Below are 25,206 nucleotides of genomic sequence, written 5' to 3'. Positions count from 1 at the left end.
GGTGGAGCACCCATTTCGCATCATCAAGCGACAGTTCGGCTTCGTGAAAGCCAGATACAAGGGGTTGCTGAAAAACGATAACCAACTGGCGATGTCATTCACGCTGGCCAACCTGTTTCGGGCGGACCAAATGATACGTCAGTGGGAGAGATCTCACTAAAAACTGGGAATAACGCCTTAAATGGCGAAGAAACGGTCTAAATAGGCTGATTCAAGGCATTTACGGGAGAAAAAATCGGCTCAAACATGAAGAAATGAAATGACTGCGTCAGCCGAGAAGAATTTCCCCGCTTATTCGCACCTTCCCTAAATAAAAAACGCCCCCCATCTTGCGATGGAGGGCGTTTTATTTTCCGGCTATTGGGCCAGAGTGGCCCAATAGTCAGCTATTACAGGGACTCTGCGGTCGCAACCACGTTTTCCACGGTAAAGCCGAATTCCTTGAACAGCAGTTCGGCCGGGGCGGACTCACCGAAGGTGGTCATACCGATGATCTTGCCGCCGAAACCGACGTACTTGTACCAGTAGTCAGCGATGCCGGCTTCGATGGCCACACGCTTGGTGACGGAGGACGGCAGGACGGACTCTTTGTACTCGGCAGACTGGGCGTCGAACACGTCGGTAGACGGCAGAGAGACCACGCGCACGGCACGGCCCTTGGCAGTCAGCTGCTCATAGGCGGCAACGGCCAGTTCCACTTCGGAACCGGTGGCGATCAGGATCAGCTCCGGAGTACCGGCGCAATCCTTCAGCACGTAACCACCCTTGGCGGTGTCGGCCAGCTGCTGGGCAGTACGGTCCATCTGGGCCAGGTTCTGACGAGAGAAGATCAGAGAGGTCGGGCCGTCGGTACGCTCGATGGCGTGTTTCCAGGCGATGGCAGATTCAACCTGGTCACACGGACGCCAGGTGCTCATGTTCGGAGTCAGACGCAGGGAGGCGATCTGCTCAACCGGCTGGTGGGTCGGGCCATCTTCACCCAGACCGATAGAGTCGTGGGTGTAAACGAAGATGGCACGCTGCTTCATCAGGGCGGCCATGCGCAGGGCGTTGCGAGCGTACTCCATGAACATCAGGAAGGTAGCGCCGTAGGGGATGAAACCACCGTGCAGGGCAATACCGTTCATGATGGCGGACATGCCGAACTCGCGTACACCGTAGTGGATGTAGTTGCCGGAGGCATCGTCGTTGGTCAGGGACTTGGAACCGGACCACATGGTCAGGTTGGACGGCGCCAGGTCGGCAGAGCCGCCCATGAACTCCGGCAGCAGCTTGCCGAACGCTTCCAGAGAGTTCTGGGACGCTTTACGGGTTGCGATCTTGGCCGGGTTGGCTTGCAGGGTTTCGATGATCTTGGCGGATTCGGCAGCCCAGTTGGCCGGCAGTTCGCCAGCGGTACGGCGCTTGAATTCGGCAGCCAGAGTCGGGTGAGCGGCTTCATAGGCAGCGAACTTGGCAGCCCAGTCGGCTTCCAGTTTGGCGCCCTTCTCCTGAGCGTTCCACTCGGCAGCAATGTCGGCCGGGATAACGAACGGCGCGTGGTCCCACTTCAGGAAGGCGCGAGCAGCGGCGATCTCGTCGTTGCCGAGCGGTGAGCCGTGGCAGTCGTGAGAACCGGATTTGTTCGGGGAGCCGTAACCGATGATGGTGCGGCAGCAGATCAGAGTCGGCTTGCCGGTCTCGGCCTTGGCGGCTTCGATGGCGGCATTGATGGCTTCCGGGCTGTGACCGTCAACAGCCGGGATTACGTGCCAGCCGTAGGCTTCGAAACGCTTGACGGTGTCGTCGGTGAACCAGCCTTCTACGTGACCGTCGATGGAGATACCGTTGTCATCCCAGAACGCGATCAGTTTGCCCAGTTGCAGGGTACCTGCCAGGGAGCACGCTTCGTGGGAGATACCTTCCATCAGGCAGCCGTCGCCCATAAAGGCGTAGGTGTAGTGGTCAACGATGTCGTGGCCCGGCTGGTTGAACTGCTCAGCCATGGCTTTTTCGGCGATCGCCATACCAACGGCGTTGGTGATGCCCTGACCCAGCGGGCCAGTGGTGGTTTCAACGCCCGGTGCATAGCCGTACTCCGGGTGACCCGGGGTGCGAGAGTGCAGTTGGCGGAAGTTTTTCAGATCGTCGATGGAGAGGTCATAACCGGAGAGGTGCAGCAGGGAGTACAGCAGCATGGAGCCGTGGCCGTTGGAGAGAATGAAACGGTCGCGGTCGGCCCACTTGGGGTTGTTCGGGTTATGTCTGAGGTGGCTACGCCACAGCACTTCGGCGATATCCGCCATTCCCATGGGGGCGCCCGGGTGACCGGAGTTGGCTTTTTGAACGGCATCCATACTCAATGCACGAATGGCATTGGCAAGCTCTTTACGAGAAGGCATCTGAATCTCCTGCGATTGCTTCATTTGATGGCCAAGATTAAGGCGCGTTATTGTCCCAGCAGGGCGCGCGGCGTGCAAATATTATCTGGATGAATAAAGTGGCTTTGGGAGGACAATCGCTTTTCTTGCCCTCTATTGACCAAAGCAACCAGAGAAAAACGTTTGATTTCCATCCCTTTCGGGATAGGAGAGCACCGCTTGTGACCCATTGGACACTGCGCGACAAAATAGTGCTGGCAATCACGGGGGGCGCTAATTAAAATAGACGTCCAGATGTAGATACCTCTACACCATCCTATTCATCCGGTTATTGCTGTGGCGATAACCCAGACAAGCTGAGACTCTTATCATGGCAAAGCTGTTTACTTCCGAGTCGGTCTCCGAAGGCCATCCCGACAAGATTGCGGACCAGATCTCCGATGCGGTACTGGACGCCATCCTCAAGCAAGATACCAAGGCCCGTGTCGCCTGCGAGACCCTGGTCAAGACCGGTATGGTCATGGTGGCCGGCGAAGTAACCACCTCTGCCTGGGTTGATATCGAAGAGATCGTGCGTGATACCGTACGTGAAATCGGCTACACCCACTCCGACATGGGCTTCGATGCCGACTCCTGCGCCGTGCTGAACGCCATCGGCAAGCAGTCCCCGGACATCAACCAGGGTGTTGACCGCAGCGATCCGCTGGAGCAGGGCGCTGGCGACCAGGGCCTGATGTTCGGCTACGCCACCAACGAAACCGACGTGCTGATGCCGGCCCCCATCACCTACTCTCACCTGCTGGTGAAGCGTCAGGCTGAAGTGCGCAAGAACGGCACCCTGCCGTGGCTGCGTCCGGATGCCAAGAGCCAGCTGACCTTCGCCTACGACGACGCAGGCAAGATCATCGGTGTGGATGCCGTTGTGCTGTCTACCCAGCACGCCGAATCCATCAGCCACAAAGATCTGGTTGAAGCGGTACGCGAAGAGATCATCAAGCCGGTACTGCCGGCCGAGTGGGTCAACAAGGACACCAAATACTTCATCAACCCGACCGGCCGTTTCGTTATCGGCGGCCCGATGGGTGACTGCGGTCTGACCGGTCGCAAGATCATCGTCGACACCTACGGCGGCATGGCCCGTCACGGTGGTGGCGCCTTCTCCGGCAAGGATCCGTCCAAGGTTGACCGTTCCGCTGCCTACGCCGCACGTTACGTTGCAAAAAACATCGTTGCCGCCGGTCTGGCCGATCGCTGTGAAATCCAGATCTCCTACGCCATCGGCGTGGCCGAGCCGACCTCCATCAGCGTCGAAACCTTCGGTACTGCCAAGGTCGCCGAAGAGCTGCTGGTCAAACTGGTGCGCGAGCACTTCGAACTGCGCCCGTATGGCCTGATCGAAATGCTGGATCTGAAGCGCCCGATCTACCAGGCTACCGCTGCCTACGGTCACTTCGGTCGTGACGAGTTCCCGTGGGAGCAGACCGACAAGGCCGAACTGCTGCGTTCCGCCGCTGGCCTGTAAGGCTCGCTGTTGTGATAAAAGGGGAGCCTGGCTCCCCTTTTGCTTATCCGCTATCTGACGAGATGTTGATGTCTGCCACTCCTGCCCAGCTTGTCGCCCTGCTGCAACAACGCGTAGAAGCCTGCTTTGTGCAGGCCGAGGCGCGCCTTGGCCGCACCTTCCCCCGCCCGCGGATCTACTGCAATATGCGGGGCCGGGCGGCAGGATCGGCGCGGCTGCAAACCTGGGAGTTGCGCTTCAACCCTGCCCTCTATCAGGCCAACCAGCAGGCGTTTCTGGATGAGGTGGTGCCCCACGAGGTGGCCCATCTGCTGGTCTATGCCCTGTGGGGTGACGGGCGCGGCAAAAACCGGGTGCTACCCCACGGCCGCCAGTGGCAATCGGTAATGCGGGAGGTGTTCGGCCTTGAGCCCAGAACCACCCACAGCTTCGATCTGGCGGTACTGGCCCAGCGCACCGTGCCCTATCGCTGTCACTGCCAGCAGCATCAACTGTCGATACGCCGCCACAACAAGGTGGTGCGTGGCGAAGCCCGCTATCACTGTCGTCGCTGCAAGCAGCCGCTGGAGCGGGAACGGCCGGAGCCAGAGCAGTAAGCCAGCTTGTGTCGCGCCCCTGTGGTAGGGTGCCCGCCATCGTTCGTCAATCACCCCGTTTGCAAGGAATCCCATGCGTTTCATCTCCTCCCTCGCCCTGACCCTGCTGGCCGGTTTACCGCTGCTCAGCGCCCCCCTGCACGCCCAGACCTTTCGCGAAGCCAAGCAGGATCTGGTGAAGATCTATCGCAGCCAGCCTGCGGTCACCACCTTCTACTGCGGCTGCGACATCGACTATCAGGGCAAGAAAATGAGCCCGGATCTCGCCAGCTGCGGTTACGAGCCGCGCAAGCAGGCCAAACGCGCCGCCCGCATCGAGTGGGAACACGTGGTCCCCGCCTGGGAGTTCGGCCACCAGCTGCAGTGCTGGCAGGATGGCGGTCGCAAGAACTGCGAAAAAGCGAGTCCCGAGTTCAACAAGATGGAGGGGGACATGCACAACCTCTTCCCCGCCATTGGCGAAGTGAACGGCGATCGGGCCAACTACCGCTTCTCCGACTGGAACGGCAAGCCGGATCAGTACGGCCAGTGCCAGATGCTGGTGGATTTCAAGGATCGTCGGGTGCAGCCGCCCAAGGGGCCGGTACGGGGCCAGATTGCCCGCGCCTACCTCTACATGAGCCAGCAGTATGGGCTGCGTCTGGCAGCGCAACAGCGTAAACTGTTTGAAGCCTGGGATCGCCAGTACCCGGCAGAGGGCTGGGAGTGCGAGCGCAACCGCCACATCGGCAAGCTGCAGGGCAATACCAATCCCTTTATTGAAAAGCAGTGCCAATAACCCCATTTGACCTGGGAGGGGATAGCCCCTCCTATCATGAAGCCCTTCCCCACTGCCGTGTGAGCCTTGCTCGCCGCAGGATATGAAGGGTTTCCAAGCAAGAGACTGACAAGCAGCCATGCGCATTCCACGTATCTATGAACCGGCCACCCTGCAAGTTGGCCAGACCATCGCCCTGTCGGAAGACGGCGCCAACCATATCGGCCGGGTACTGCGCATGCAGCCGGGCCAGCAGCTCGAGCTGTTCAACGGCGATGGCACTCAATATCCCGCCACCATCGCCAGCGTCGGCAAAAAGTCGGTGGAAGTGACCATCGACAGCTGCGACGTCCAATCGGTGGAGTCACCGTTGGCCATCCACCTAGGTCAGGTGATCAGCCGTGGCGACAAGATGGACTTCACCATCCAGAAATCGGTGGAGCTGGGCGTCACCTGCATCACCCCGCTCTTCTCGGAGCGCTGTGGCGTCAAGCTGCCGGCCGATCGACTGGAGAAGAAGCGCGAGCAGTGGCAGAAGGTGGTGATCAGCGCCTGCGAACAGTGCGGCCGCAACGTGGTGCCCGAAGTGCGTATGCCGATGGAGCTGGATGCCTGGCTGGCGGAAGAGACCAAAGAGCTCAAGCTCAACCTGCACCCGCGCGCCGAGTACAGCATCAACACCCTGCCCGTTCCCGAGCACGGCGTGCGCCTGCTGATTGGCCCGGAAGGGGGATTGTCGAGCGACGAGATCGCCCGTACCGTGCAGGAAGATTTCAAAGAGATGCTGCTGGGGCCGCGGGTGCTGCGCACCGAAACCGCCGCCCTGACTGCGATTACTGCGCTGCAGTGCCGCTTTGGCGATCTCGCTTGATACTATCGGCCGCATCAATCAGCCCCATGGCTGCATCGACTCAGCCTCAAGCGGACGATTACGCTGCGCTAATCGACCCTACAATCCTATCGAGCCATTAAAAAGGAACAGCGGATGACCATTAAACTCGGCATCGTGATGGACCCCATCTCGGCCATCAACATCAAGAAAGATTCCAGCTTTGCCATGCTCGAAGAGGCGCAAAAGCGCGGCTATGAGCTCTTCTATCTGGAGATGAAGGATCTCTACATGGAAGCTGGTCGCGCCTTTGGCACCATGCGCCCGCTCACCGTCAAATATGACTATGCCGACTGGTACACCCTGGGCGAGGTGGTGGATCAGCCCCTCTCCAACCTAGATGTGATCCTGATGCGCAAGGATCCGCCGTTCGACACCGAATTTATCTACGCCACCTACATGCTGGAGCGGGCCGAGGATGAGGGTTGCCTTATCGTCAACAAGCCGCAGAGCCTGCGCGACGCCAACGAGAAGCTCTATACTGCCTGGTTTGCCGAGCACACCCCGACCACGCTGGTAACCCGCCGCGCCGACAAGCTGCGCGCCTTTCACGCGAAGCACAAAGACGTCATCCTCAAGCCGCTGGACGGCATGGGCGGCGCCTCCATCTTCCGCATGAAGGAAGATGACGCCAACGTCGGTGTCATCATCGAGACCCTGACCGCCCACGGCAGCCAGTACTGCATGGCGCAGACCTATCTGCCCGCTATCAAGGATGGCGACAAGCGGGTACTGGTGGTGGATGGCGAACCGGTTCCCTACTGTCTGGCCCGTATTCCGGCGCAAGGTGAGACCCGTGGCAATCTGGCTGCCGGCGGCCGTGGTGAAGCGCGTCCCCTGAGCGAAGCCGACTGGGCCATCGCCCGCGCGGTGGGCCCAACGTTGAAAGAGAAAGGCCTTATCTTCGTCGGCCTCGACATCATCGGCGATCGGCTGACCGAGATTAACGTCACCAGCCCGACCTGCATTCGCGAGATTGAAGCAGCCTTCGATGTACACATCACCGGCATGCTGATGGATGCCATCGAGCGTCGGCTGGGCAAATAATCGCCTGGCAAGCTAACCGGCCTGTTCAGGGGTAACCGCCCCCGACAAGCCCTGAAAAAGAGAGGGTGGCCCGGCGCCACCCTCTCTGTTTCAAGGCAATCCGGAAAGGGGCGGGATCTCGCCCAGCCCAAAAAGCGGTTTTTCCCATGGGGATCAACTGCCATAATTGACCTCAAATACCTTTGCACTATTTGGCCTCTATGCAAACACTGCAAAATCACTTCCTGCTTGCCATGCCAAGCCTGACGGATCCCTACTTCGAACGCTCGCTGGTCTATCTGTGCGAGCACAACGAAGAGGGCGCCATGGGACTGGTCGTCAACATTCCGGTCGAGATGTCGCTGGAAACCATGCTGACCCAGCTCCAGCTCAATCCGCCCAACAACCCGGAACTCAAGCAGCCGGTGCTGCAAGGGGGGCCGGTTCACGCCGATCGCGGCTTCGTGCTGCACAGCTTCCGCCCCGGTTTCAACTCCACCCTGCAGGTGGGGGATGAGATGATGGTGACCACCTCCAAGGATATTCTGGAAACCCTGGGTACGAGCGAGGCTCCTGCCCATTGGCTGGTGGCCCTTGGTTATGCAGGCTGGAGCGCCGGGCAGCTGGAGCAGGAGCTGGTGGATGGCGCCTGGCTGGTGATCCCCCCCAATCCGGCTCTGGTGTTCAAGACCCCCATTCACAAACGTTGGCAGCAAGCTGCCGCCAGCATAGGGGTGAACCCGGTTCACCTCTCCAGCGATATCGGCCACAGCTGATCGGCTGGCCCGCTCCGCTCTATATTTCGAGGATTTATCAGTTATGTCATCACGCAGCATCATGGGCTTTGACTATGGCACCAAGAGCATTGGCGTCGCCATCGGTCAGGAGCTGACTGGCACAGCCCAGCCTCTGCGCGCCCTCAAGGCCAACGACGGCATCCCCAACTGGGACGAGATTGAGAAGCTGCTCAAAGAGTGGCAACCGGACCTTCTGGTGGTCGGCCTGCCGCTGAACATGGATGGTACCGATCAGGAGATCACGGTACGGGCCCGCAAATTCGGCAACCGGCTGCATGGCCGCTTCGGCAAACCGGTGGAGTTCAAAGATGAGCGACTCACCACCACAGATGCCCGCGCCCGGCTGTTTGAGCGAGGCGGCTATCGCGCGCTGGAGAAAGGCAGTGTGGACGGGGTATCGGCGCAGCTGATCGTCGAAGCCTGGATGGAAGAGCAGTACAACTAAGCCATCAACAGCAAGGCAAGGGTCGCCGCCCTTGCCTTGTCTCGCACTATCCTCCCCTCATTACGCCTGTGATTGACCCGCGACCAGCCCTTCGGCCTCTGTCGGCGTCGCATTCATCATCCGGTTGAGCCAGGGAAGGTGCGAATAAGTCACCAAACATAAAAATGCGCCCTTGTAAGCATTTGAATTTAATAAACTAAATTTTTCAGTTTCGTTGTGGAGGGTGCTTATTCGCACCCTCCCTAGTGAAGAGATGGCGATCGGTACATTCCAATCAGGAAATATCATATTAAGTTGCGTGCCTGAGCGGCCATATTTAATCGACCAGACACCGCAATAAACCGGGTCACCTCCCGCTCATTGCCATCTCATCGCCTCACTTTTACCGCCCACCAGTTATCCGCCTTCGGCTTTGCGGGCGTATAAGCTGTAGGGGCAACGCAATACAGGGAATGTGTATGACGGGTATGAAAAAAGAAGAACAGATTGCCGGGCTGCTGGCGGCACTGGAGCAAGTCATTCTGGGCAAGCCGCTGCAACTGAAAATCGCGCTGGTAACCCTGCTGGCGCGCGGTCATCTGCTGATCGAGGATCTGCCCGGCATGGGCAAGACCACCCTGGCCCACGCGCTGGCGCAGGTGCTGGGGCTGGCATGCAGGCGGTTGCAGTTCACCGCCGATCTGCTCCCCGCCGACCTGCTGGGGTTGCAGATCTTTGACCCCCAGCAGCAAACATTTCGCTTTCACCCCGGCCCCATCTTCACCCAGGTACTGCTGGCGGACGAGATCAACCGTGCCAGCCCCAAGGTGCAGAGCGCCCTGCTGGAGGCGATGGCCGAGGGCAAGGTGAGCATCGAGGGCCACACGCACCCACTCCCCGATCCATTTTTCGTCATCGCCACCCAGAATCCGGCGGATCAGGCGGGCACCTATCCGCTGCCGGAGTCCCAGCTCGACCGCTTCGCCGTGCGACTCTCGCTGGGTTTTCCGCCGCGAGAAGCGGAGCGCCAGTTGCTACGCGGCCACCAACCGACTGGCCCATTGCCCGCCATGCTGGATGCTGCCGGACTCGCCACCTTGCAAAGCGAAGGGGATGCCATCCATGTTTCGGATGCCACCCTCGACTACCTGCTGGCACTGGTGCACCAGAGCCGCTTTGACGGGGAGCTGCCACAGCCCCTCTCCCCCCGGGCAGCCCAGACCTTGCTGGCGGTGAGCCGGGCTTGGGCGCTGGTGGCGGGGCGGCGCTTTGTCACGGTGGAGGATGTGCAGGCAGTCTTCCCCTATGTGGCCGAGCATCGGCTGCGGGGCAGCTTTGGCGTGCAACACGGCGAAGCCTGTCCCCTTAGCCAGCGATTGCTGGCCCGGGTCGATCCGGACAATCCCTGATGAGCAAATTGCTAAACCGTTGGCAGCAGTGGCGAGCCCGCTGGCAGCGACGCTGGCTCGACCGCCGCATTCCCCCGGCCCGCCAGATAACGCTGGGACCGAGAACCCTCTTTATCCTCCCCACCCGCATGGGGCTGCTCTATCTGCTGGTGCTGCTCGCCATCTATCTGCTCGGCACCAACTATCAGAACAATCTGGTGCTGCTGGTGGCCTACTGCCTCGGCAGCCTGTTTATGGCCGCCATGTGGCTCACCCACCGCAACCTGCTGGGGTTGGAGCTGCTGGGTGGCCCACTGGTGCTGGGGGAAGCGGCTAGCCAGCTGCCTATCCGTATCTTGGTGCAGAGTCCGCGCCCGGTGCTGGCACTCCATTTTAGCCTCAACGAAGGATCCCTCTGGCTGGCACAGGCCGACGCTGTGCCCAGCTCAGTTATCTTGCCAGTATCAGGCTCTCACCGCGGGCCACTGCCCCTTGGTCGATTGCGGGTCGAGAGCCGCTACCCCCTCGGCCTGTTTCGCTGCTGGTCCCTGCTGGACTTGCAGTTGGAGGGCTGGCTTTCCCCCAAACCGGCATTCGGGGCGCTAAGAGGGGAACATGCGACCCAAAGCGAGGGGCATCAGGGCCAACCCGCTCCAGCGAATCTCGGTGACTTTGATACCCTACGGACACATCAGGCCGGTGAACCACTGAGCCGGGTCGCCTGGAAGCAACTTGCCCAGGGGCGCGGCCTGCTGACCAAACAGTTCAATGAACCTCAGCAGGATGACTCTCACCTCACCTTGCAGCGGGTCGCGGGTGGGGATCTGGAGCAGCGGCTGGCGGTGCTGGCCTGGTGGTGCGCCGATTACGGCAAGCGGGGTATCCCCTTCACCCTGACGCTGGCAAACCAGACGCTGGGGCCCGATAGTGGCGCCACCTTTGTGCAGCGCTGCCTGCTGGCACTAGCCCAGTTCGATGCCACACCACCGAAGAGCACGCCCGATGCTGCTCGATAACCGCCGCCTGCTGCCACTCATCGCCCTGCAACAGCTGCTGCTGGACGCGGCGCTCTGGCCCCAGTTGCAACTCTGGGTAGTGACAGTGGGCGCCATCACCCTCGGCGTCCGGGCCATGATGCTGTGGCGCGGCTGGCCGCCCCTGCCTGCCCGCGGGTTGGCGCTGCTGGCCATCACCACTGTGGTGTTGCTGGGACTACAGTGGCGTGGCTTGGGCACCCTGCCCGCCCTGATCAATCTGCTCTGGCTCGGCTATAGCCTCAAGATGATCGAGGTACGGCGCGAGCGGGATATCGAGCTGGTGCTGCTGCTCGCCTTCTTCCTCATCGCGCTGGCGCTGGTGCAGCGACAGAGCATCGGCTGGACGGTCGGAATGACAGTGGCGCTCTGGCTGACAGTAACCACGCTGGTGGCCGCCATCGCCCCCGAACAGAAACGGCCTTGGCGCAGTGCGGGTGGTACCCTGCTGCTGGCGCTTCCCCTGCTTATCACCCTGTTTATACTGCTTCCAAGACTCCACCCCCTCTGGCAGATGCCCACCACCAGCCGCGCCCTGTCGGGCCTCTCGGAAGAGCTGGCCCCCGGCGATATCAGCGAACTGGTCAACTCCTCGGAACTGGCGTTTCGGGTCACTTTTGCCGATGGCCCGCCCCCGGCCCGCGAGCGCTACTTTCCGGTGATGCGCCAAGAAGTTTTCGATGGCCAACGCTGGCTGCTGAGCCCCGAGGTCAAAGCATGGCAGCAGACAGTGCCGGTGCAGACCGGGCTGACCCTTCTGGCATCCTCTTCACAAGCCAGTACTCAACTGGCAGATAACCTGTTGCCAGCCGGGAGCTACGAGGTGATCGCCGAGCCCCAGCGCCACCGCTGGGCCTTTGCCCTGAGTGAACCGCGCCTGCTGGCGGGCCCTGTGCTGCTTACCCCTCTCGACACCCTCTATCGGCAGGGGAGCGGCGAGGTGGCGATCCGCTATCGCATTGGCCGCGGCGAAGCACAGATCGAGGATGATAGCCAAGCCGCCCAGCGCAACCAGCAACTGCCAGCCGGAGGCAACCCGAGAGCGCGCGCCCATGGCCAAGGGCTGGCCACACGCCATCCGGATCGCGCAGAGCTGGTCGCCGCCCTGCTCGCGCAGTTTCGCAGCCAATCCTATTACTACACCCTGACCCCGCCACGGCTTGGCAGTGACGGGGTGGATGAGTTCCTGTTCGATACCAGGCAGGGCTTTTGCGGCCACTACGCCATGGCGACCGCTTTCGTACTGCGCGCTGCCGGTATTCCGGCACGGCTGGTCACCGGTTATCTCGGCGGCGAGTGGAATCCCACGGGCAACTATCTGGCGGTACACCAGTTCGATGCTCACGCCTGGGTGGAGTATCTCGATGAAGGAGGAACATGGCGGCGAATCGACCCCACGGCGGCAGTGGCACCGGAGCGCATTGAAGGCGGCGTGAGGGAGGCGCTAAGCGACGAGTTTACCGCCGCCGACCCCCTTGCTTTGCAGCGTTATCGCAACTGGGCCCTGCTCAATCAACTGCGCTGGTGGGGCAACAATATCGACTACCAGTGGAGTCGCTGGGTGATTGGTTACGATGCGGGTCAGCTCTGGCAACAAATCGGCCTGCGCTGGCCCGCACTGGCGGGACACACTCCCTGGTTAATCCTCGCCAGCCTGATGCTGGTCGCCCTGCTGGTGAGCCTGCCCCTGCTGTTGCCCGCCCGCCTGCCGCCAGAGCGGCGCATCTGGCAACCCCTGCTCAAACGGGGCAAACGCAGTGGCTACCCACCCCAGCCCGCCGAGAGCATGGGGACATGGTGCGAGCGGCTGGCACGGCTGCGTCCCGACCTTGCCCACGCCCTGCTAAAGAGTGCGTGGCTCTATCGCCGCTGGCGTTATGCCCCCCTCAGCGAACGGCAACAAGGGCGCTGCTGGCGCCAGTTGCGACAGCGTATCAGGCAACTCGTTCGGCGCTGGGATCAACAGCCAACGAGTGCGCCATAAAAGAAGGGGGAGCCACTGGCTCCCCCTTCAGGTTTTAATCAAGAGGTCTGACTCACCGCTTGTTACTTTTTGGTCGGATTGTCCCAGATCCCCTCTTCCAGCTGGGAACGGATCTCGGGGTATTTGTTGGCATCGAAGGTGGGCACCTTGCCCAGCCGGAGCTGGTCGTTGTAATCCTTGGCCAGCTTGATGGCGACGCTGGAGAGTAGCAGGATCGCCACCAGGTTGACGATGGCCATCAGTCCCATGGAGACATCCGCCATCGCCCACACGATCGGCAACTCACCCACGGCACCGAACATCACCATCCCCAGCACGAACACCCGGAACAGCATCAGGCCGCCCTTGTGGTTGTGCTCGAGGAACACCAGATTGGTCTCGGCATAGGAGTAGTTCGCCACGATAGAGGTGAAGGCGAAGAAGAAGATGGCCGCCGCAATGAAGATGTTGCCACCGCTGCCAATCTGGGAGGAGAGCGCCCGCTGGGTCAGCTCGACACCGGTCACGCCGGATCCCGGCTCAAACTGACCGGACATCAGGATGATGGCGGCGGTACAGCTGCAGATGACGATAGTGTCCATAAAGACCCCCAGCATCTGCACATAACCCTGGGAGGCCGGGTGCGGCGGATAGGGAGTGGCAGTCGCCGCAGCGTTGGGCGCAGAGCCCATCCCCGCCTCGTTGGAGAAGAGACCGCGCTTGATACCGTTGATCATCGCCTGGGAGATGGCATAACCGAGCGCACCCGAGCCTGCCTGCTCAATCCCGAAGGCGGACTTGATGATCAGCATGAAGACATGGGGCAACTCGGTGATGTTCATCGCCACGATCACCAGCGCCAGCAGGATGTAGGCCAGTGCCATAAAGGGCACTACCAGCTCGGCAAAACGGGCGATGCCACGAATGCCGCCGAAGATAATCAGGCCGGAGAGCGCCACCAGCGCCAGACCGCTGACCCAGTCAGGAATGCCAAACGCCACCTTCATCGCCAGACTGATGGAGTTGGCCTGCACCGCGTTGAACACCAGACCAAATGCCAGGATCAGGCAGAGCGAGAAGACCACCCCCATCCAGCGCATGCCAAGGCCTTTCTCCATGTAGTAGGCCGGGCCACCACGGTAGTTGCCATCCTCATCCTTGACCTTGTAGAGCTGGGCAAGGGTGCTTTCGACGAATGCGGTCGCCATGCCGATAAAGGCAATCAGCCACATCCAGAAGATGGCGCCGGGGCCACCCAGATAGATGGCGACAGCCACACCGGCTAGGTTGCCGGTGCCGACACGGGCGGCAAGGCTGGTACAGAGGGCCTGGAAGGAGGAGATGCCTGCGTTGTCCGATTTACGGCTGTTTTTCAGCACGGAAAACATGTGGCCAAAGTGACGGATCTGGATAAAACCCAGGCGGAAGGTGAAAAAGATACCGACCCCGATGAGCAGGTAGATGAGCACGGCTCCCCACATCAGGTCGTTTAGCATCGCAATCAAGGTGTCCATAATTCTCTCGTTGTTATTCACATCCATGGTCAGTCTGCGCTGACCGTTTTCTGTCTGTCGTTTAATTAGCGTTTCGCTAAAGGGGCGGAATCTAGCACAGCGGGAGAGCCCGGAATAGTGATCCCGGTCACGCGAGACACAAAAAACGAACGGTAAAAGCCCATAAAGCTCCATTTAAATCGCAAACTTTCAACAAACTCAATAATTCAATCAGACATGCCACCATTAAGCCCCATAAGAGAACCATTTTGATATATCCCTGATGAGCTATCCGAAAACGCAAACGCTTGCATGAAATGGCTTTCAAACAGCGATATTTCGCCAAACGTTTTCTCTGTAATTAAATTTCAAGTACGTAGCGAGATAATTTATGTGATCGACGACACAAATATGGATATTGGCTAAAAAAGTTCAGCTGAAAGCAAACCGGAGCGAGGTCGAAGGGAAATGTAAAAAACCTTACTAATCATATAGTTTCACGCCATAAAACGGGATAACTCAACAGCCTGAATGTTTAACAACCAAGCGCCCCTATTGCAGGATGCAGCACATCAGTATTAATTAGGCAGGCAATGACGATGGGCCGCCCCCATCGCGCTTTTCTGAGCCTGAGGCACCAAGATCCTGTAATTTTATTTCAGAACCACCGTCTCAAGCCCGCAACCCAGGGATTACTCCCTCATTAAGAGATGATATTCGCTATGGCCGATAAATTAACCCAGCTGAAAGCCCTGACCACTGTTGTTGCCGACACCGGTGATATCGAAGCCATCAAACGCTATCAGCCCATCGATGCCACCACCAACCCCTCTCTGGTTCTGAAGGCCTCCGAGATCCCCGAGTACGCTCCGCTGATCGAAGACGCCATCAACTGGGCCAAAGCCCAAAGCCAGGACAAGGCACAGCAAATCATCGACGCGGGCGACAAGCTGGCCGTCAACATCGGGCTGGAAGTGCTGAAGATCGTTCCGGGCCGTATCTCCACCGAAGTGGATGCTCGTCTCTCCTTCGATACCGACGCCAGCATCGCCAAGGCCCGCAAACTGATCCGTCTCTACAACGAAGCCGGCATCAGCAACGACCGCATTCTGATCAAGCTGGCCTCCACCTGGGAAGGGATCCGTGCCGCCGAGGTTCTGGAGAAAGAGGGTATCCAGTGCAACCTGACCCTGCTGTTCTCCTTCGCCCAGGCCCGTGCCTGTGCCGAAGCCGGTGCCTTCCTGATCTCCCCGTTCGTGGGTCGCATCCTCGACTGGTACAAGGCCAAGCACAACCGTGACTACATCGCCAGCGAAGATCCGGGCGTGGTCTCCGTCACCTCCATCTACAACTACTACAAGCAGCACGACTACCCGACCGTCGTGATGGGCGCCAGCTTCCGCAACACCGGCGAGATCCTGGAACTGGCCGGTTGCGACCGCCTGACCATCGGCCCGGCCCTGCTGGAAGAGCTGAGCAAGACCGAAGGGGCCGTAGTACGCAAACTGGACTACACCGGTGAGCGCAAGGCCAAACCGACCCCGATGACCGAAGCCGAATTCCGCTGGGAACTGAACCAGGATGCCATGGCTCACGAGAAGCTGGGCGAAGGCATCCGCATGTTCGCCATCGACCAGGGCAAGCTGGAAACCATGCTGGCAAGCCGTCTGTAATCAGTTCTTTTTTCTGATAAAAACCGGGCCCCTACCAAGGGGCCCGGTTTTTTTTCATGGGCTTTTTTAGCGCTGTCATAGAGTCGTCACGAAAACGTTTTAATTTCAGATTCGTTATGTTATACGGGTGGTGAAAACGATAAAAACCAAGGAGGGAGCCATGGAAATGTTCAACTTCGATTATGACGAGGTGGTTGAACTCGGTTCGCGTAGCCGCGGGACAACGGGAAAAAAACGTAAATGGCGTGAAATCGAGGCGTTGAAAGACAAACATCGCCTGCAGAAGGAGCTGCAATCCATCGATATCGCCTATGAAGGTCTTACAGACGAGATTGAACTGTAATACCGCCAGACACCTGTAAAAGCGCTCCGCATAGTCGGGGCGCTTTTTTATGCCGCAATCGGATGAACACATGGCTTGTCATGCCACCGCTAACGATGCTACAGGATGCAGCGGGCAAGCGACAGACAACGCGTTACCGCAGTCCCTGACAGCCCTCACCAACGGCATGGCATACCAACCCTGCCCCTCACCCTAGAATACTGACCTGCGCTGTTTCAGGGCGCATTGGGGCAATCACCGCAAGACAAGTCATCAGCAATAAAAAACCCCCGTCGATGACAGGGGCCTGAATACTCGGGATTGACGGCTGCGCTTAGCAGTAGCCGTAGCCCAGCAGACGCTGGTAACGCTGTTCCAGCAGTTGCTCGGTATCGAGCGGACGAAGGGCGTCCAGATCCTGCTTGATGCGGGCCTTGAGGTTTTTGGCCATCTTCTCCACATCGCGGTGAGCTCCGCCGAGGGGCTCGTCGATCACATGGTCGATCAGCTTGAGCTCTTTCAGACGCTGGGCAGTGATACCCATCGCTTCGGCAGCTACGGAGGCCTTGTCAGCGCTCTTCCACAGGATGGAGGCACACCCTTCCGGCGAGATGACGGAGTAGGTGGAGTACTGCAGCATGTTGACGCGGTCGCCCACGCCGATAGCCAGTGCGCCGCCGGAGCCGCCTTCACCGATCACGGTGCAGACCACGGGTACGGTCAGACCGGCCATCACTTTCAGGTTGCGGGCAATCGCCTCGGACTGACCACGCTCTTCGGCACCGACGCCGGGGTAAGCGCCCGGGGTATCGATAAAGGTGATGATAGGCATCTTGAAGCGCTCGGCCATCTCCATCAGACGCAGGGCCTTGCGGTACCCTTCCGGACGCGGCATACCGAAGTTGCGCTTGATCTTCTCTTTGGTCTCGCGACCCTTCTGGTGACCAATCACCATCACCGGCTCGCCGTCGAGACGGGCGATGCCGCCGACGATAGCCTTGTCATCGGCATAGGCGCGATCGCCAGCCAACTCGTCGAAATCGGTGAAGATATGCTCGATATAGTCAAAGGTGTAGGGGCGCTGGGGATGACGCGCCATCTGGGATACCTGCCAGGCACCCAGATCACCGAAGATCTTCTTGGTCAGCTCTTCGTTTTTCTTCTCCAGCCGGCGGATCTCGTCTTTCAGATCCACGGCGTGATTGCCTTCACTCACATGTTTGAGTTCATCAATCTGCGCCTGCAACTCGGCAATCGGCTGTTCAAAATCCAGAAAAAGACTCATAGGGCCTTAGAACCTCTAATCAAAAACCAATTCAACCCGCTCTCGTCCAAGCAGGACTCGCAAGTCATCTATCAGTTGATCGGTGGGCGTCACCCGCCACTCGGTACCGAGCGTCAATCGCACCCGGGAGCCGGGGCGACGATAGTTTACCTGAACCGGACAGACTCCGGCACGGGCGGGCTCCAAAATCTCGCACAAACGCGGGAAAAAGCGATCATCAATCCGCTGTTCATCGAGGGAGATGCGGATTGCTCTGGCAAAACGCTCCCTCGCATCGTTGATATCCAGTAATTCTCGAGCCGACATTTTAAGGCCACCGGAGAAGTCATCAAAGCTGACCTGTCCAGAAACCACCAAAATGCGGTCTTTTTGCATCAATTCTTCATATTTTTCCAGCGCTTCACTGAACAGGGTCACATCAAGGCGACCGGAACGGTCGTCCAGGGTGAAGATCCCCATCTTGTTGCCACGCTTGGTCACCATGCTGCGGGCCGCAATCACCAGCCCCGCCGCCGTGGTTACGGTATCGCGTGAAGTGGGATGCAGATCGCACAGGCGACCCGAGGTATAACGACGCAATTCGCTGCTGTACTGGTTGATGGGGTGACCGGTGAGATAGAGCCCGAGGGTCTCGCGCTCCCCTTCCAGCCACACCTTGTCAGGCCAGTGCGGCACGTTGGCAAACGCCTTTTTGACGTCGTCAATCTCTTCGGTGAGCACGCCGAACATGTCGACCTGCCCCACCGCCTGCGCCTTGGCGTGCTGCTCGGCGGCCCGCATCGCCTCCTCCAGCGTTGCCATCAGGGCGGCGCGGTGGGGGCCGAGCCGATCCATGGCGCCGGAGAGGATCAGCTTCTCCATCACCCGCTTGTTGAGCTTCTTGATATCGACCCGGTTGCAGAAGTCGAACAGATCGCGGAACGGGCCGTCCTGATCCCGGGCGCTCAAGATCGCATCGATGGGGCCTTCACCGACCCCTTTCACCGCCCCGATCCCGTAAACGATATGGCCATCTTCGTTGACCGAGAAGCGATAGCGACCGGTGTTCACATCCGGCGGGATCACGGTGAGCCCCATCCGCTGACACTCGTCCACCAGGGTCACGATCTTGTCGGTGTTGTCCATATCGGCGGTCATCACCGCCGCCATAAACTCGGCCGGGAAGTGGGTCTTGAGCCAGAGGGTCTGGTAGGAGACCAGCGCATAGGCGGCGGAGTGGGATTTGTTAAAGCCGTAGCCCGCAAACTTCTCCACCAGATCGAAGATCTTCATCGCCAGTTCGCCGTCGACGCCATTCTTGACGGCGCCCTCCTCGAAACCGGCCCGCTGCTTGGCCATCTCCTCGGGCTTTTTCTTACCCATGGCACGGCGAAGCATGTCCGCGCCACCCAGGGTATAACCCGCCAGGGTCTGGGCGATCTGCATCACCTGCTCCTGATAGAGGATGATGCCGTAGGTCGGTTCCAGAATCGGTTTCAGGCTCTCGTGCTGCCACTTCTCGTCCGGATAGGAGATCGCTTCATTACCGTGTTTGCGGTCGATGAAGTTATCCACCATGCCTGACTGGAGCGGGCCCGGACGGAACAGGGCCACCAATGCGATCATGTCTTCGAAGCAGTCGGGGCGCAGCCGCTTGATGAGATCCTTCATGCCGCGGGATTCCAGCTGGAATACCGCCGTGGTCTCGTAGCGCTGCAGCAGGTCGAACGACTTCTTGTCATCGATGGGGATGGCGGCGATATCCACCGGCGGCTTGCCCTCTTTGGCAAGACGCGGGTTTATCATGCCGAGCGCCCAGTCGATGATGGTGAGCGTTCGCAGACCCAGGAAGTCGAACTTCACCAGACCGGCGTATTCCACATCGTTCTTGTCGAACTGGGTGACCGGGTGATGGCCCTCGTCATCGCAGTAGAGCGGCGCAAAGTCGGTGATCTTGGTGGGTGCGATCACCACGCCACCGGCGTGTTTACCGGCGTTGCGCACTACCCCTTCCAAGCGGCGGGCCATGTCGATGAGGTCTTTGACCTCCTCATCCTGCTCGTAGAGCTCGGGCAGCTTGGGCTCGGCCTCGAATGCCTTGGCAAGCGTCATGCCCGGATCCGGCGGGATCAGCTTGGAGATGCGATCCACAAAGCCGTAAGCGTGGCCCAGCACCCGGCCCACATCCCGCACCACCGCCTTGGCTGCCATGCTACCGAAGGTGATGATCTGGGAGACCGCATCCCGGCCATACATGTCGGAGACGTGCTCGATCACCTCGTCGCGTCGGTCCATGCAGAAGTCGACGTCGAAGTCGGGCATGGATACCCGCTCGGGGTTCAGGAAACGTTCGAACAGCAGGTCAAATTCCAGCGGATCGAGGTCGGTGATCTTGAGGGCGTAGGCCACCAGAGAACCCGCCCCCGAGCCCCGGCCCGGACCAACGGGAATGCCGTTGTCCTTGGACCACTGGATAAACTCCATCACGATGAGGAAGTAACCCGGGAAGCCCATCTGGTTGATCACTTTCAGCTCGATGTCGAGACGCTCGTCATACTCGGGACGGCGCTCAGCCCGCACTTGCGGATCCGGGAACAGAAACTCGAGACGCTCCTCCAGACCCTCTTTCGACTTGGCCACCAGAAAATCTTCGGTAGTCATGTCGCCAGTCGGGAAGTTGGGCAGGAAGTACTCGCCGAGACGCACCGTCACGTTGCAGCGTTTGGCGATCTCCACCGTGTTTTCCAGCGCTTCGGGAATGTCGGCAAACAGCTCCGCCATCTCCTCCTGACTGCGCAGGTACTGCTGGGGGCTGTAGCGACGGGGGCGGCGTTTGTCCATCAGGGTATAGCCATCGTGGATGGCGACCCGGATCTCGTGGGCATCGAAGTCATCGGCGTTGAGGAACACCACCTCGTTGGTGGCGACCACCGGCAGCTCGAACTCGGTAGCGATGGCCACCGCCATGTGCAGATAGACCTCTTCGTCGGGTCGACCGGTGCGCAGCAGTTCGAGATAGTAGGCATCCGGGAAGTGGGTCTGATAGAAGGCGACACACTGCTCGGTCATCTGCCGGTTGCCCTTGAGCAGGAACTTGCCCACATCCCCCTCGCGGCCACCGGAGAGGACGATCACCCCCTTGGCATGCTCGGCGAGCCAGCTCTTGTCGATAACCGGACGCCCCTGCACGTGGCCGCGCTGATAGCCGCGAGAGATAAGCAGGGTGATATTCTGGTAGCCGTCGTTATCCATGGCGAGCAGAGTGAGGCGGAACTGCTCGTCGCCGAGCTCATCGCTCTGCACCCAGAAGTCGGCACCGACGATAGGCTTGATCCCCTTGCCGTGGGCCGCGCCATAGAAGCGCACCAGACCGCACATGTTCATCTGATCGGTCAGCGCCAGCGCCGGCATGTTGTTGGCCGCAGCCGCCCCGACGATGGGGTTGATCTTCTGCAGGCCATCGACCATGGAGAAGTCGGAGTGGACTCGCAGGTGGATAAAACGGGGGTCAGCCATCGTCATCTCCTCTCGCTGCTCAAACTAAATGGCATGGTCTACTCGATCCCCAGTGCGCGGCGCACCGGTTTGAAGCTCTTGCGATATGCGGGCAACGGGCCACGCTCGGCCAGAATGGCGAGGTGCTCAGCGGTCGGATAACCCTTGTGGCGGGCAAAACCATACTCGGGATGACGGCTGTCCAGCTCGGTCATCTCCGCATCGCGGGTCACCTTGGCGAGGATCGAGGCGGCGCTGATGGCGGCCACCAGGCTATCGCCTTTGACCACGGCGCGCGCTTCCATCGGCAGCGCCGGACAGCGGTTGCCATCGATAAAGACCAGCTCGGGGGTGACCTTCAACCCCGCCACGGCGCGCTGCATCGCCAGCATGGTGGCATGCAGGATGTTGAGCTCGTCGATCTCCTCCGGAGTGGCGCGACCGATGGCCCAGGCGAGCGCTTTCTCTTTGATCTCGTCAAACAGCGCCAGCCGCTTCTTCTCGGAAAGCTTCTTGGAGTCGTTTAGCCCCGCGATCGGATTGGCGGGATCGAGAATGACCGCAGCGGTGACCACGTCACCCACCAGGGGGCCACGGCCCACTTCGTCCACACCGGCAACCAGCTTGTCGTCAGGAATATCGATCATCATCTTGTAGCCTTGAATCAAAACAGGCCCCGTGGGGCCTGACAGGGGTCGACTGGCACGGCATTACCGCTCGAAAACGAATGTACGGGTAGCGCGGCGCAATCGACGGTCCGAAATAGCGTTATCTGCCGAGCAGATCCGCCACCGCATCGGCGGCCTGCGAGTCGGCATTGCAGCGGATCAGCTGGTGCAGCTCGGTGAAGGTGTTGACCAGCGCACTGTTGTCGTGCTCGAAGTACTTGCTCACCTCTTCCACCAGATTCTCCGGGGTGCACTCGTGCTGGATGAGTTCCGGCACCAGCATGCGACCGGCGAGCAGGTTGGGCAGAGAGACAAATTCGGTCTTCACCAATCGCTGGGCCAGCCAATAGCTGAAGGGCTTGAGCTTGTAGCCCACCACCATCGGCTTTTTCACCAGCATGGCTTCGAGCGCCGCGGTGCCGGAGGCCAGCATCACCACGTCGGCGGCGATCATCGCCTCGCGCCCCTGCCCTTCCAGCAGCACCATCTCGAGATCCGGTGCCACTTCAGCCTTGATGGCCATGAATTGCTCACGCCGTTTCTGGTTGACCAGCGGCACGATGAAGCCGAGATCCGGATAGCGCACCGTCAGGTGTTTGCACGCTTCGAGAAACAGGGGGGACATAAAGCCCACTTCTGCGGTGCGGCTGCCCGGCAGCACTGCCAGCCAGCGGCGATTGGCATCGATACCGAGATTGCGACGCACAGCAGCCTGATCCGGCACCAATGGAATATCATCCGCCATGGTGTGACCGACAAAACGGCAAGGGGCGTCGAAGCGGTCGTAGAAGGCTTTCTCGAACGGCAGGAAGGCGAGCACCATGTCGGTGGCGGCCTTGATCTTGTGAATGCGGTTTTGGCGCCAGGCCCACACCGAGGGGCTGACATAGTGAACCGTCTTGATACCGGCGCGGCGCAGTTTCAGCTCCACTCCGATATTGAAATCCGGTGCATCCACGCCGATGAAGATATCGGGCGGATTGGCAATAAAGTGGCGCAACAGTTCGCGACGGACCTTGAGGATGCGCGGCAGACGGCCCAGCACCTCGGTGATCCCCATGACGGAGAGCTCTTCCATCTCGAACAGGGCCTTGACGCCGAGGGCCTGCATCCGCGGCCCGGCGATCCCTTCGAACTGCGCATCCGGGTAACGGGCCTGCAGCTCGCGCACCAGACCGGCAGCCAGAATGTCGCCGGAGACTTCTCCGGCGACGATACCGATACGAACCGGATCAGGCACGGATGATCCCGCGCTCGTTATCTTTGAGGAAGTCCACATAGAGCTGGACGGCCGGTTCGGCTTGCGCCATCTCGATCAGCACCGGCAGCACCTCTTCGATGGTCTTGCCGGAGCGGAAGATCTCTTTGTAGGCACGCTTGACGGCAGAGATGGCCTCCGCACTAAAACCGCGGCGACGCAGACCTTCGGAGTTGACCCCGAACGGCTTGGCGTAGTTGCCAGCAGCCATCACGTAAGGCGGCACGTCCTTGTTCAGGGCGGCGCAGCCACCGACGAAGGCGTGGGAGCCGACGCGGCCGAACTGGTGAATGGCGGAGAGACCACCAAAGATCACGAAGTCACCGATCACCACGTGGCCCGCCAGGGTCGCGTTGTTGGCGAAGATGCAGTTGTCACCGATGATGCAATCGTGGGCAACGTGAACGTTGACCATGAACAGGTTACCGCTGCCCACCTTGGTCAGGGATTGATCCTGAATGGTGCCACGGTGGAAAGTGCAGTTCTCGCGAATGACGTTGTTGTCGCCAATTTCGAGGAAGGTGCGCTCACCGGCGTACTTCTTGTCCTGGCAATCCTCACCGATGGAGGTGTGCTGGAAGATCTTGTTGCCGCGACCAATCTTGGTCGGGCCCTTGATCACCACATGGGAACCTACCCAGGTGTTGTCACCGATTTCCACCTCGGCGCCGATGACAGAAAAGGGGCCGATTTCAACCCCTTTACCAATCACGGCAGACTCATGGACGATGGCAGTATCGTGAATGATGGCAGTCTGGTCGATCACGTGTGTTAAACCTCGCGTTTGGCGCACATCAGCTCGGCGGTACAGACCACTTCACCGTCGACGGTGGCGACACCGGTGAACTTGGCAATACCGCGACGCTCTTTCAGGAACTCCACGTCGAGCACCAGTTGGTCACCGGGGCCGACCGGACGCTTGAAGCGAGCGTTGTCGATTGAGGCAAAATAGTAGAGTTCGTTGGGAGACGGCTTGCCCACCATGGTAAAGGCCAGGATACCGGTGGCCTGTGCCATCGCTTCCAGGATCAGTACGCCCGGGAACACCGGCTTGGCCGGGAAGTGCCCCTGGAAGATCGGCTCGTTGAACGAGACGTTCTTGATGGCACGCAGGGTTTTGCGCTCATCACTGATCTCGTAGTCGTCTACACGATCCACCATCAGAAACGGATAACGGTGAGGCAGCAGATCCATGATTTCCTGGATACCCAGGCTCTTCTTTTCAGTAGTCAAAACAGTACCCTATACCAATCGTGATTATTCTTGATCCAGCTTCTTCTCAAGCTTGCTTAACCGCTTGTGCATCTCTTCGATACGCATCACCCGGGCGGCGGTCTTGCGCCACTCTTTATTGGTTTGCAGAGGGATGCCGGAAGAGTAGACACCGGGCTCGGTAATGGGTCGCATCACCATGGCCATACCGGTAACGGTGGCCTGGTCGCAGATCTCCATATGCCCGTTAAAGACGGAAGCGCCGCCAATGATACAGTATTTGCCGACCTTGAGACTACCAGCCATCACGGTAGAGCCCGCCACGGCGGTGCCGTAACCGATCTCCACGTTGTGGGCGATCTGGCACTGGTTGTCGATGATGACGTTGTCAGCGATGCGGGTATCTTCCAGCGCACCGCGGTCAATGGTGGTACAGGCACCGATCTCGACCCGGTTGCCAATGGTCACACCGCCGAGCTGGGGGATCTTGATCCACTCGCCACGCTCGTTGGCATAACCGAAACCATCGGCGCCGATCACTGTGCCGGATTGAACCAGACAGTCGGTGCCCATGGTCACATTGTGATAGAGGGTGACGTTGGCCCACAGCCGGGAGCGCGCTCCCAGCCGGGTATTTTTGCCAACAAAACAGCCCGGGCCAATGCGTACATCGTCCCCCAGCACGACGCCGGATTCGATCACTGCATTGGCGCCGATGGCCACTCTCTCGCCCAGTTGCACGTCAGCCGCGATAACGGCGCTCGGATGGATATCCATGGCCGGCTGCGGGGTGGTGTCCAGCAGTTGGGCTACCCGGGCAAAGCCCACATAGGGGTCTTTGAGCACCAGGGCATTGGTGGGACAAAATGGCAGATCCGCTTCGGTAATGAGCACGGCGGTCGCCTTGCTCTGCTCCAGATAGTGCCGGTACTTCTTGTTGGACAGGAAGGTGATATCCCCCTCCCCGGCCTTTTCTAGTGTCGCTACCTTGCGGATTTCCAGGGTTCCGTCGCCATGGACCTGGGCCCCCAGTTGCTGGGCCAGCTGTGCGAGAGTGAATGCCAT

The 25,206-nt window shown here is 59.8% G+C and carries 22 protein-coding genes; 13 read left to right on the top strand and 9 right to left on the bottom strand.

The features are described 5' to 3' along the window. A partial coding sequence (locus AB5Y90_RS02385; RefSeq protein ID WP_368166504.1) for a transposase occupies positions 1 to 160 on the top strand: 160 nt, incomplete at its 5' end. Between the two features lie 229 nt (positions 161 to 389). Here AB5Y90_RS02385 and tkt read toward each other — a convergent pair. Continuing rightward, positions 390 to 2,381 carry a transketolase gene (tkt, locus tag AB5Y90_RS02380; RefSeq protein ID WP_005343828.1) on the bottom strand — a complete coding sequence of 664 codons (1,992 nt, stop codon included), beginning with the start codon at positions 2,379 to 2,381 and terminating at the stop codon, positions 390 to 392. A 349-nt stretch (positions 2,382 to 2,730) separates the two neighbouring features. On the opposite strand from tkt, the gene metK reads away from it, so the two are divergent. From metK to AB5Y90_RS02330, 10 genes are all read left to right on the top strand, one after another. Beyond that, a complete protein-coding gene (metK, locus tag AB5Y90_RS02375) occupies positions 2,731 to 3,882 on the top strand; it encodes a methionine adenosyltransferase (RefSeq protein WP_005338519.1) in 1,152 nt (383 codons plus the stop codon). Between the two features lie 68 nt (positions 3,883 to 3,950). Continuing rightward, positions 3,951 to 4,478: a SprT family zinc-dependent metalloprotease gene (locus AB5Y90_RS02370; protein WP_042055152.1), complete on the top strand. Its 528-nt coding sequence runs from the start codon at positions 3,951 to 3,953 to the stop codon at positions 4,476 to 4,478. 73 nt (positions 4,479 to 4,551) lie between these two features. Beyond that, positions 4,552 to 5,256, top strand: coding sequence for an endonuclease (locus AB5Y90_RS02365; protein WP_042055150.1), 705 nt, complete (start codon positions 4,552 to 4,554; stop codon positions 5,254 to 5,256). Between the two features lie 118 nt (positions 5,257 to 5,374). Continuing rightward, positions 5,375 to 6,106 (top strand): 16S rRNA (uracil(1498)-N(3))-methyltransferase, encoded by a 732-nt coding sequence (rsmE, locus tag AB5Y90_RS02360; RefSeq protein WP_064338534.1) that lies wholly within the window; start codon positions 5,375 to 5,377, stop codon positions 6,104 to 6,106. 114 nt (positions 6,107 to 6,220) lie between these two features. Next, a complete protein-coding gene (gene gshB, locus AB5Y90_RS02355) occupies positions 6,221 to 7,171 on the top strand; it encodes a glutathione synthase (protein WP_040066605.1) in 951 nt (316 codons plus the stop codon). Between the two features lie 200 nt (positions 7,172 to 7,371). Continuing rightward, on the top strand, positions 7,372 to 7,926 hold the full coding sequence (locus AB5Y90_RS02350; RefSeq protein ID WP_005349793.1) for a YqgE/AlgH family protein: 555 nt from the start codon (positions 7,372 to 7,374) through the stop codon (positions 7,924 to 7,926). A 43-nt stretch (positions 7,927 to 7,969) separates the two neighbouring features. Beyond that, on the top strand, positions 7,970 to 8,392 hold the full coding sequence (gene ruvX / locus AB5Y90_RS02345; protein ID WP_005343821.1) for a Holliday junction resolvase RuvX: 423 nt from the start codon (positions 7,970 to 7,972) through the stop codon (positions 8,390 to 8,392). A gap of 467 nt (positions 8,393 to 8,859) precedes the next feature. Then, on the top strand, positions 8,860 to 9,780 hold the full coding sequence (locus tag AB5Y90_RS02340) for an AAA family ATPase (RefSeq protein WP_368166503.1): 921 nt from the start codon (positions 8,860 to 8,862) through the stop codon (positions 9,778 to 9,780). After that, positions 9,780 to 10,775 carry a DUF58 domain-containing protein gene (locus AB5Y90_RS02335; RefSeq protein ID WP_368166502.1) on the top strand — a complete coding sequence of 332 codons (996 nt, stop codon included), beginning with the start codon at positions 9,780 to 9,782 and terminating at the stop codon, positions 10,773 to 10,775. Before AB5Y90_RS02340 ends, AB5Y90_RS02335 begins: the two co-directional genes overlap by 1 nt. Further along, complete coding sequence (locus AB5Y90_RS02330) at positions 10,762 to 12,777, top strand: DUF3488 and DUF4129 domain-containing transglutaminase family protein (RefSeq protein ID WP_368166501.1); 2,016 nt, start codon at positions 10,762 to 10,764, stop codon at positions 12,775 to 12,777. The genes AB5Y90_RS02335 and AB5Y90_RS02330 overlap by 14 nt, the downstream gene beginning before the upstream one ends. A gap of 62 nt (positions 12,778 to 12,839) precedes the next feature. On the opposite strand, the gene AB5Y90_RS02325 is transcribed toward AB5Y90_RS02330, so the two are convergent. After that, positions 12,840 to 14,270, bottom strand: coding sequence for a sodium:alanine symporter family protein (locus AB5Y90_RS02325; RefSeq protein WP_013724018.1), 1,431 nt, complete (start codon positions 14,268 to 14,270; stop codon positions 12,840 to 12,842). Between the two features lie 701 nt (positions 14,271 to 14,971). On the opposite strand from AB5Y90_RS02325, the gene tal reads away from it, so the two are divergent. Next, positions 14,972 to 15,922, top strand: coding sequence for a transaldolase (tal, locus tag AB5Y90_RS02320; protein WP_307895298.1), 951 nt, complete (start codon positions 14,972 to 14,974; stop codon positions 15,920 to 15,922). Positions 15,923 to 16,082: 160 nt separating this feature from the next. Continuing rightward, entirely contained in the window at positions 16,083 to 16,265 is a 183-nt protein-coding gene (locus tag AB5Y90_RS02315) for a DUF3545 family protein (protein WP_005338547.1), read from the top strand. A gap of 313 nt (positions 16,266 to 16,578) precedes the next feature. On the opposite strand, the gene accA is transcribed toward AB5Y90_RS02315, so the two are convergent. The 7 genes from accA to lpxD all read right to left on the bottom strand — a co-directional run bounded on the left by accA (position 16,579) and on the right by lpxD (position 25,206). Beyond that, positions 16,579 to 17,529 (bottom strand): acetyl-CoA carboxylase carboxyl transferase subunit alpha, encoded by a 951-nt coding sequence (gene accA, locus AB5Y90_RS02310; protein ID WP_005338549.1) that lies wholly within the window; start codon positions 17,527 to 17,529, stop codon positions 16,579 to 16,581. A 15-nt stretch (positions 17,530 to 17,544) separates the two neighbouring features. Then, positions 17,545 to 21,024 (bottom strand): DNA polymerase III subunit alpha, encoded by a 3,480-nt coding sequence (gene dnaE, locus AB5Y90_RS02305; RefSeq protein ID WP_042081101.1) that lies wholly within the window; start codon positions 21,022 to 21,024, stop codon positions 17,545 to 17,547. A 38-nt stretch (positions 21,025 to 21,062) separates the two neighbouring features. Then, positions 21,063 to 21,653: a ribonuclease HII gene (gene rnhB / locus AB5Y90_RS02300; protein WP_368166500.1), complete on the bottom strand. Its 591-nt coding sequence runs from the start codon at positions 21,651 to 21,653 to the stop codon at positions 21,063 to 21,065. Between the two features lie 118 nt (positions 21,654 to 21,771). Next, positions 21,772 to 22,911, bottom strand: coding sequence for a lipid-A-disaccharide synthase (gene lpxB, locus AB5Y90_RS02295; RefSeq protein ID WP_335864622.1), 1,140 nt, complete (start codon positions 22,909 to 22,911; stop codon positions 21,772 to 21,774). Next, entirely contained in the window at positions 22,904 to 23,695 is a 792-nt protein-coding gene (lpxA, locus tag AB5Y90_RS02290; RefSeq protein WP_005338557.1) for an acyl-ACP--UDP-N-acetylglucosamine O-acyltransferase, read from the bottom strand. The genes lpxB and lpxA overlap by 8 nt, the downstream gene beginning before the upstream one ends. Positions 23,696 to 23,700: 5 nt before the next feature. Beyond that, on the bottom strand, positions 23,701 to 24,162 hold the full coding sequence (gene fabZ, locus AB5Y90_RS02285; RefSeq protein WP_005338559.1) for a 3-hydroxyacyl-ACP dehydratase FabZ: 462 nt from the start codon (positions 24,160 to 24,162) through the stop codon (positions 23,701 to 23,703). Between the two features lie 24 nt (positions 24,163 to 24,186). Then, positions 24,187 to 25,206 carry a UDP-3-O-(3-hydroxymyristoyl)glucosamine N-acyltransferase gene (gene lpxD, locus AB5Y90_RS02280; protein WP_042081138.1) on the bottom strand — a complete coding sequence of 340 codons (1,020 nt, stop codon included), beginning with the start codon at positions 25,204 to 25,206 and terminating at the stop codon, positions 24,187 to 24,189.

The sequence above is a fragment of the Aeromonas sp. R4-1 genome, assembly GCF_040908325.1.
Classification (GTDB): domain Bacteria; phylum Pseudomonadota; class Gammaproteobacteria; order Enterobacterales; family Aeromonadaceae; genus Aeromonas; species Aeromonas veronii.
Note: the sequence above shows the minus strand (reverse complement) of the source record. Positions and strands in the feature narration are given on the sequence as shown.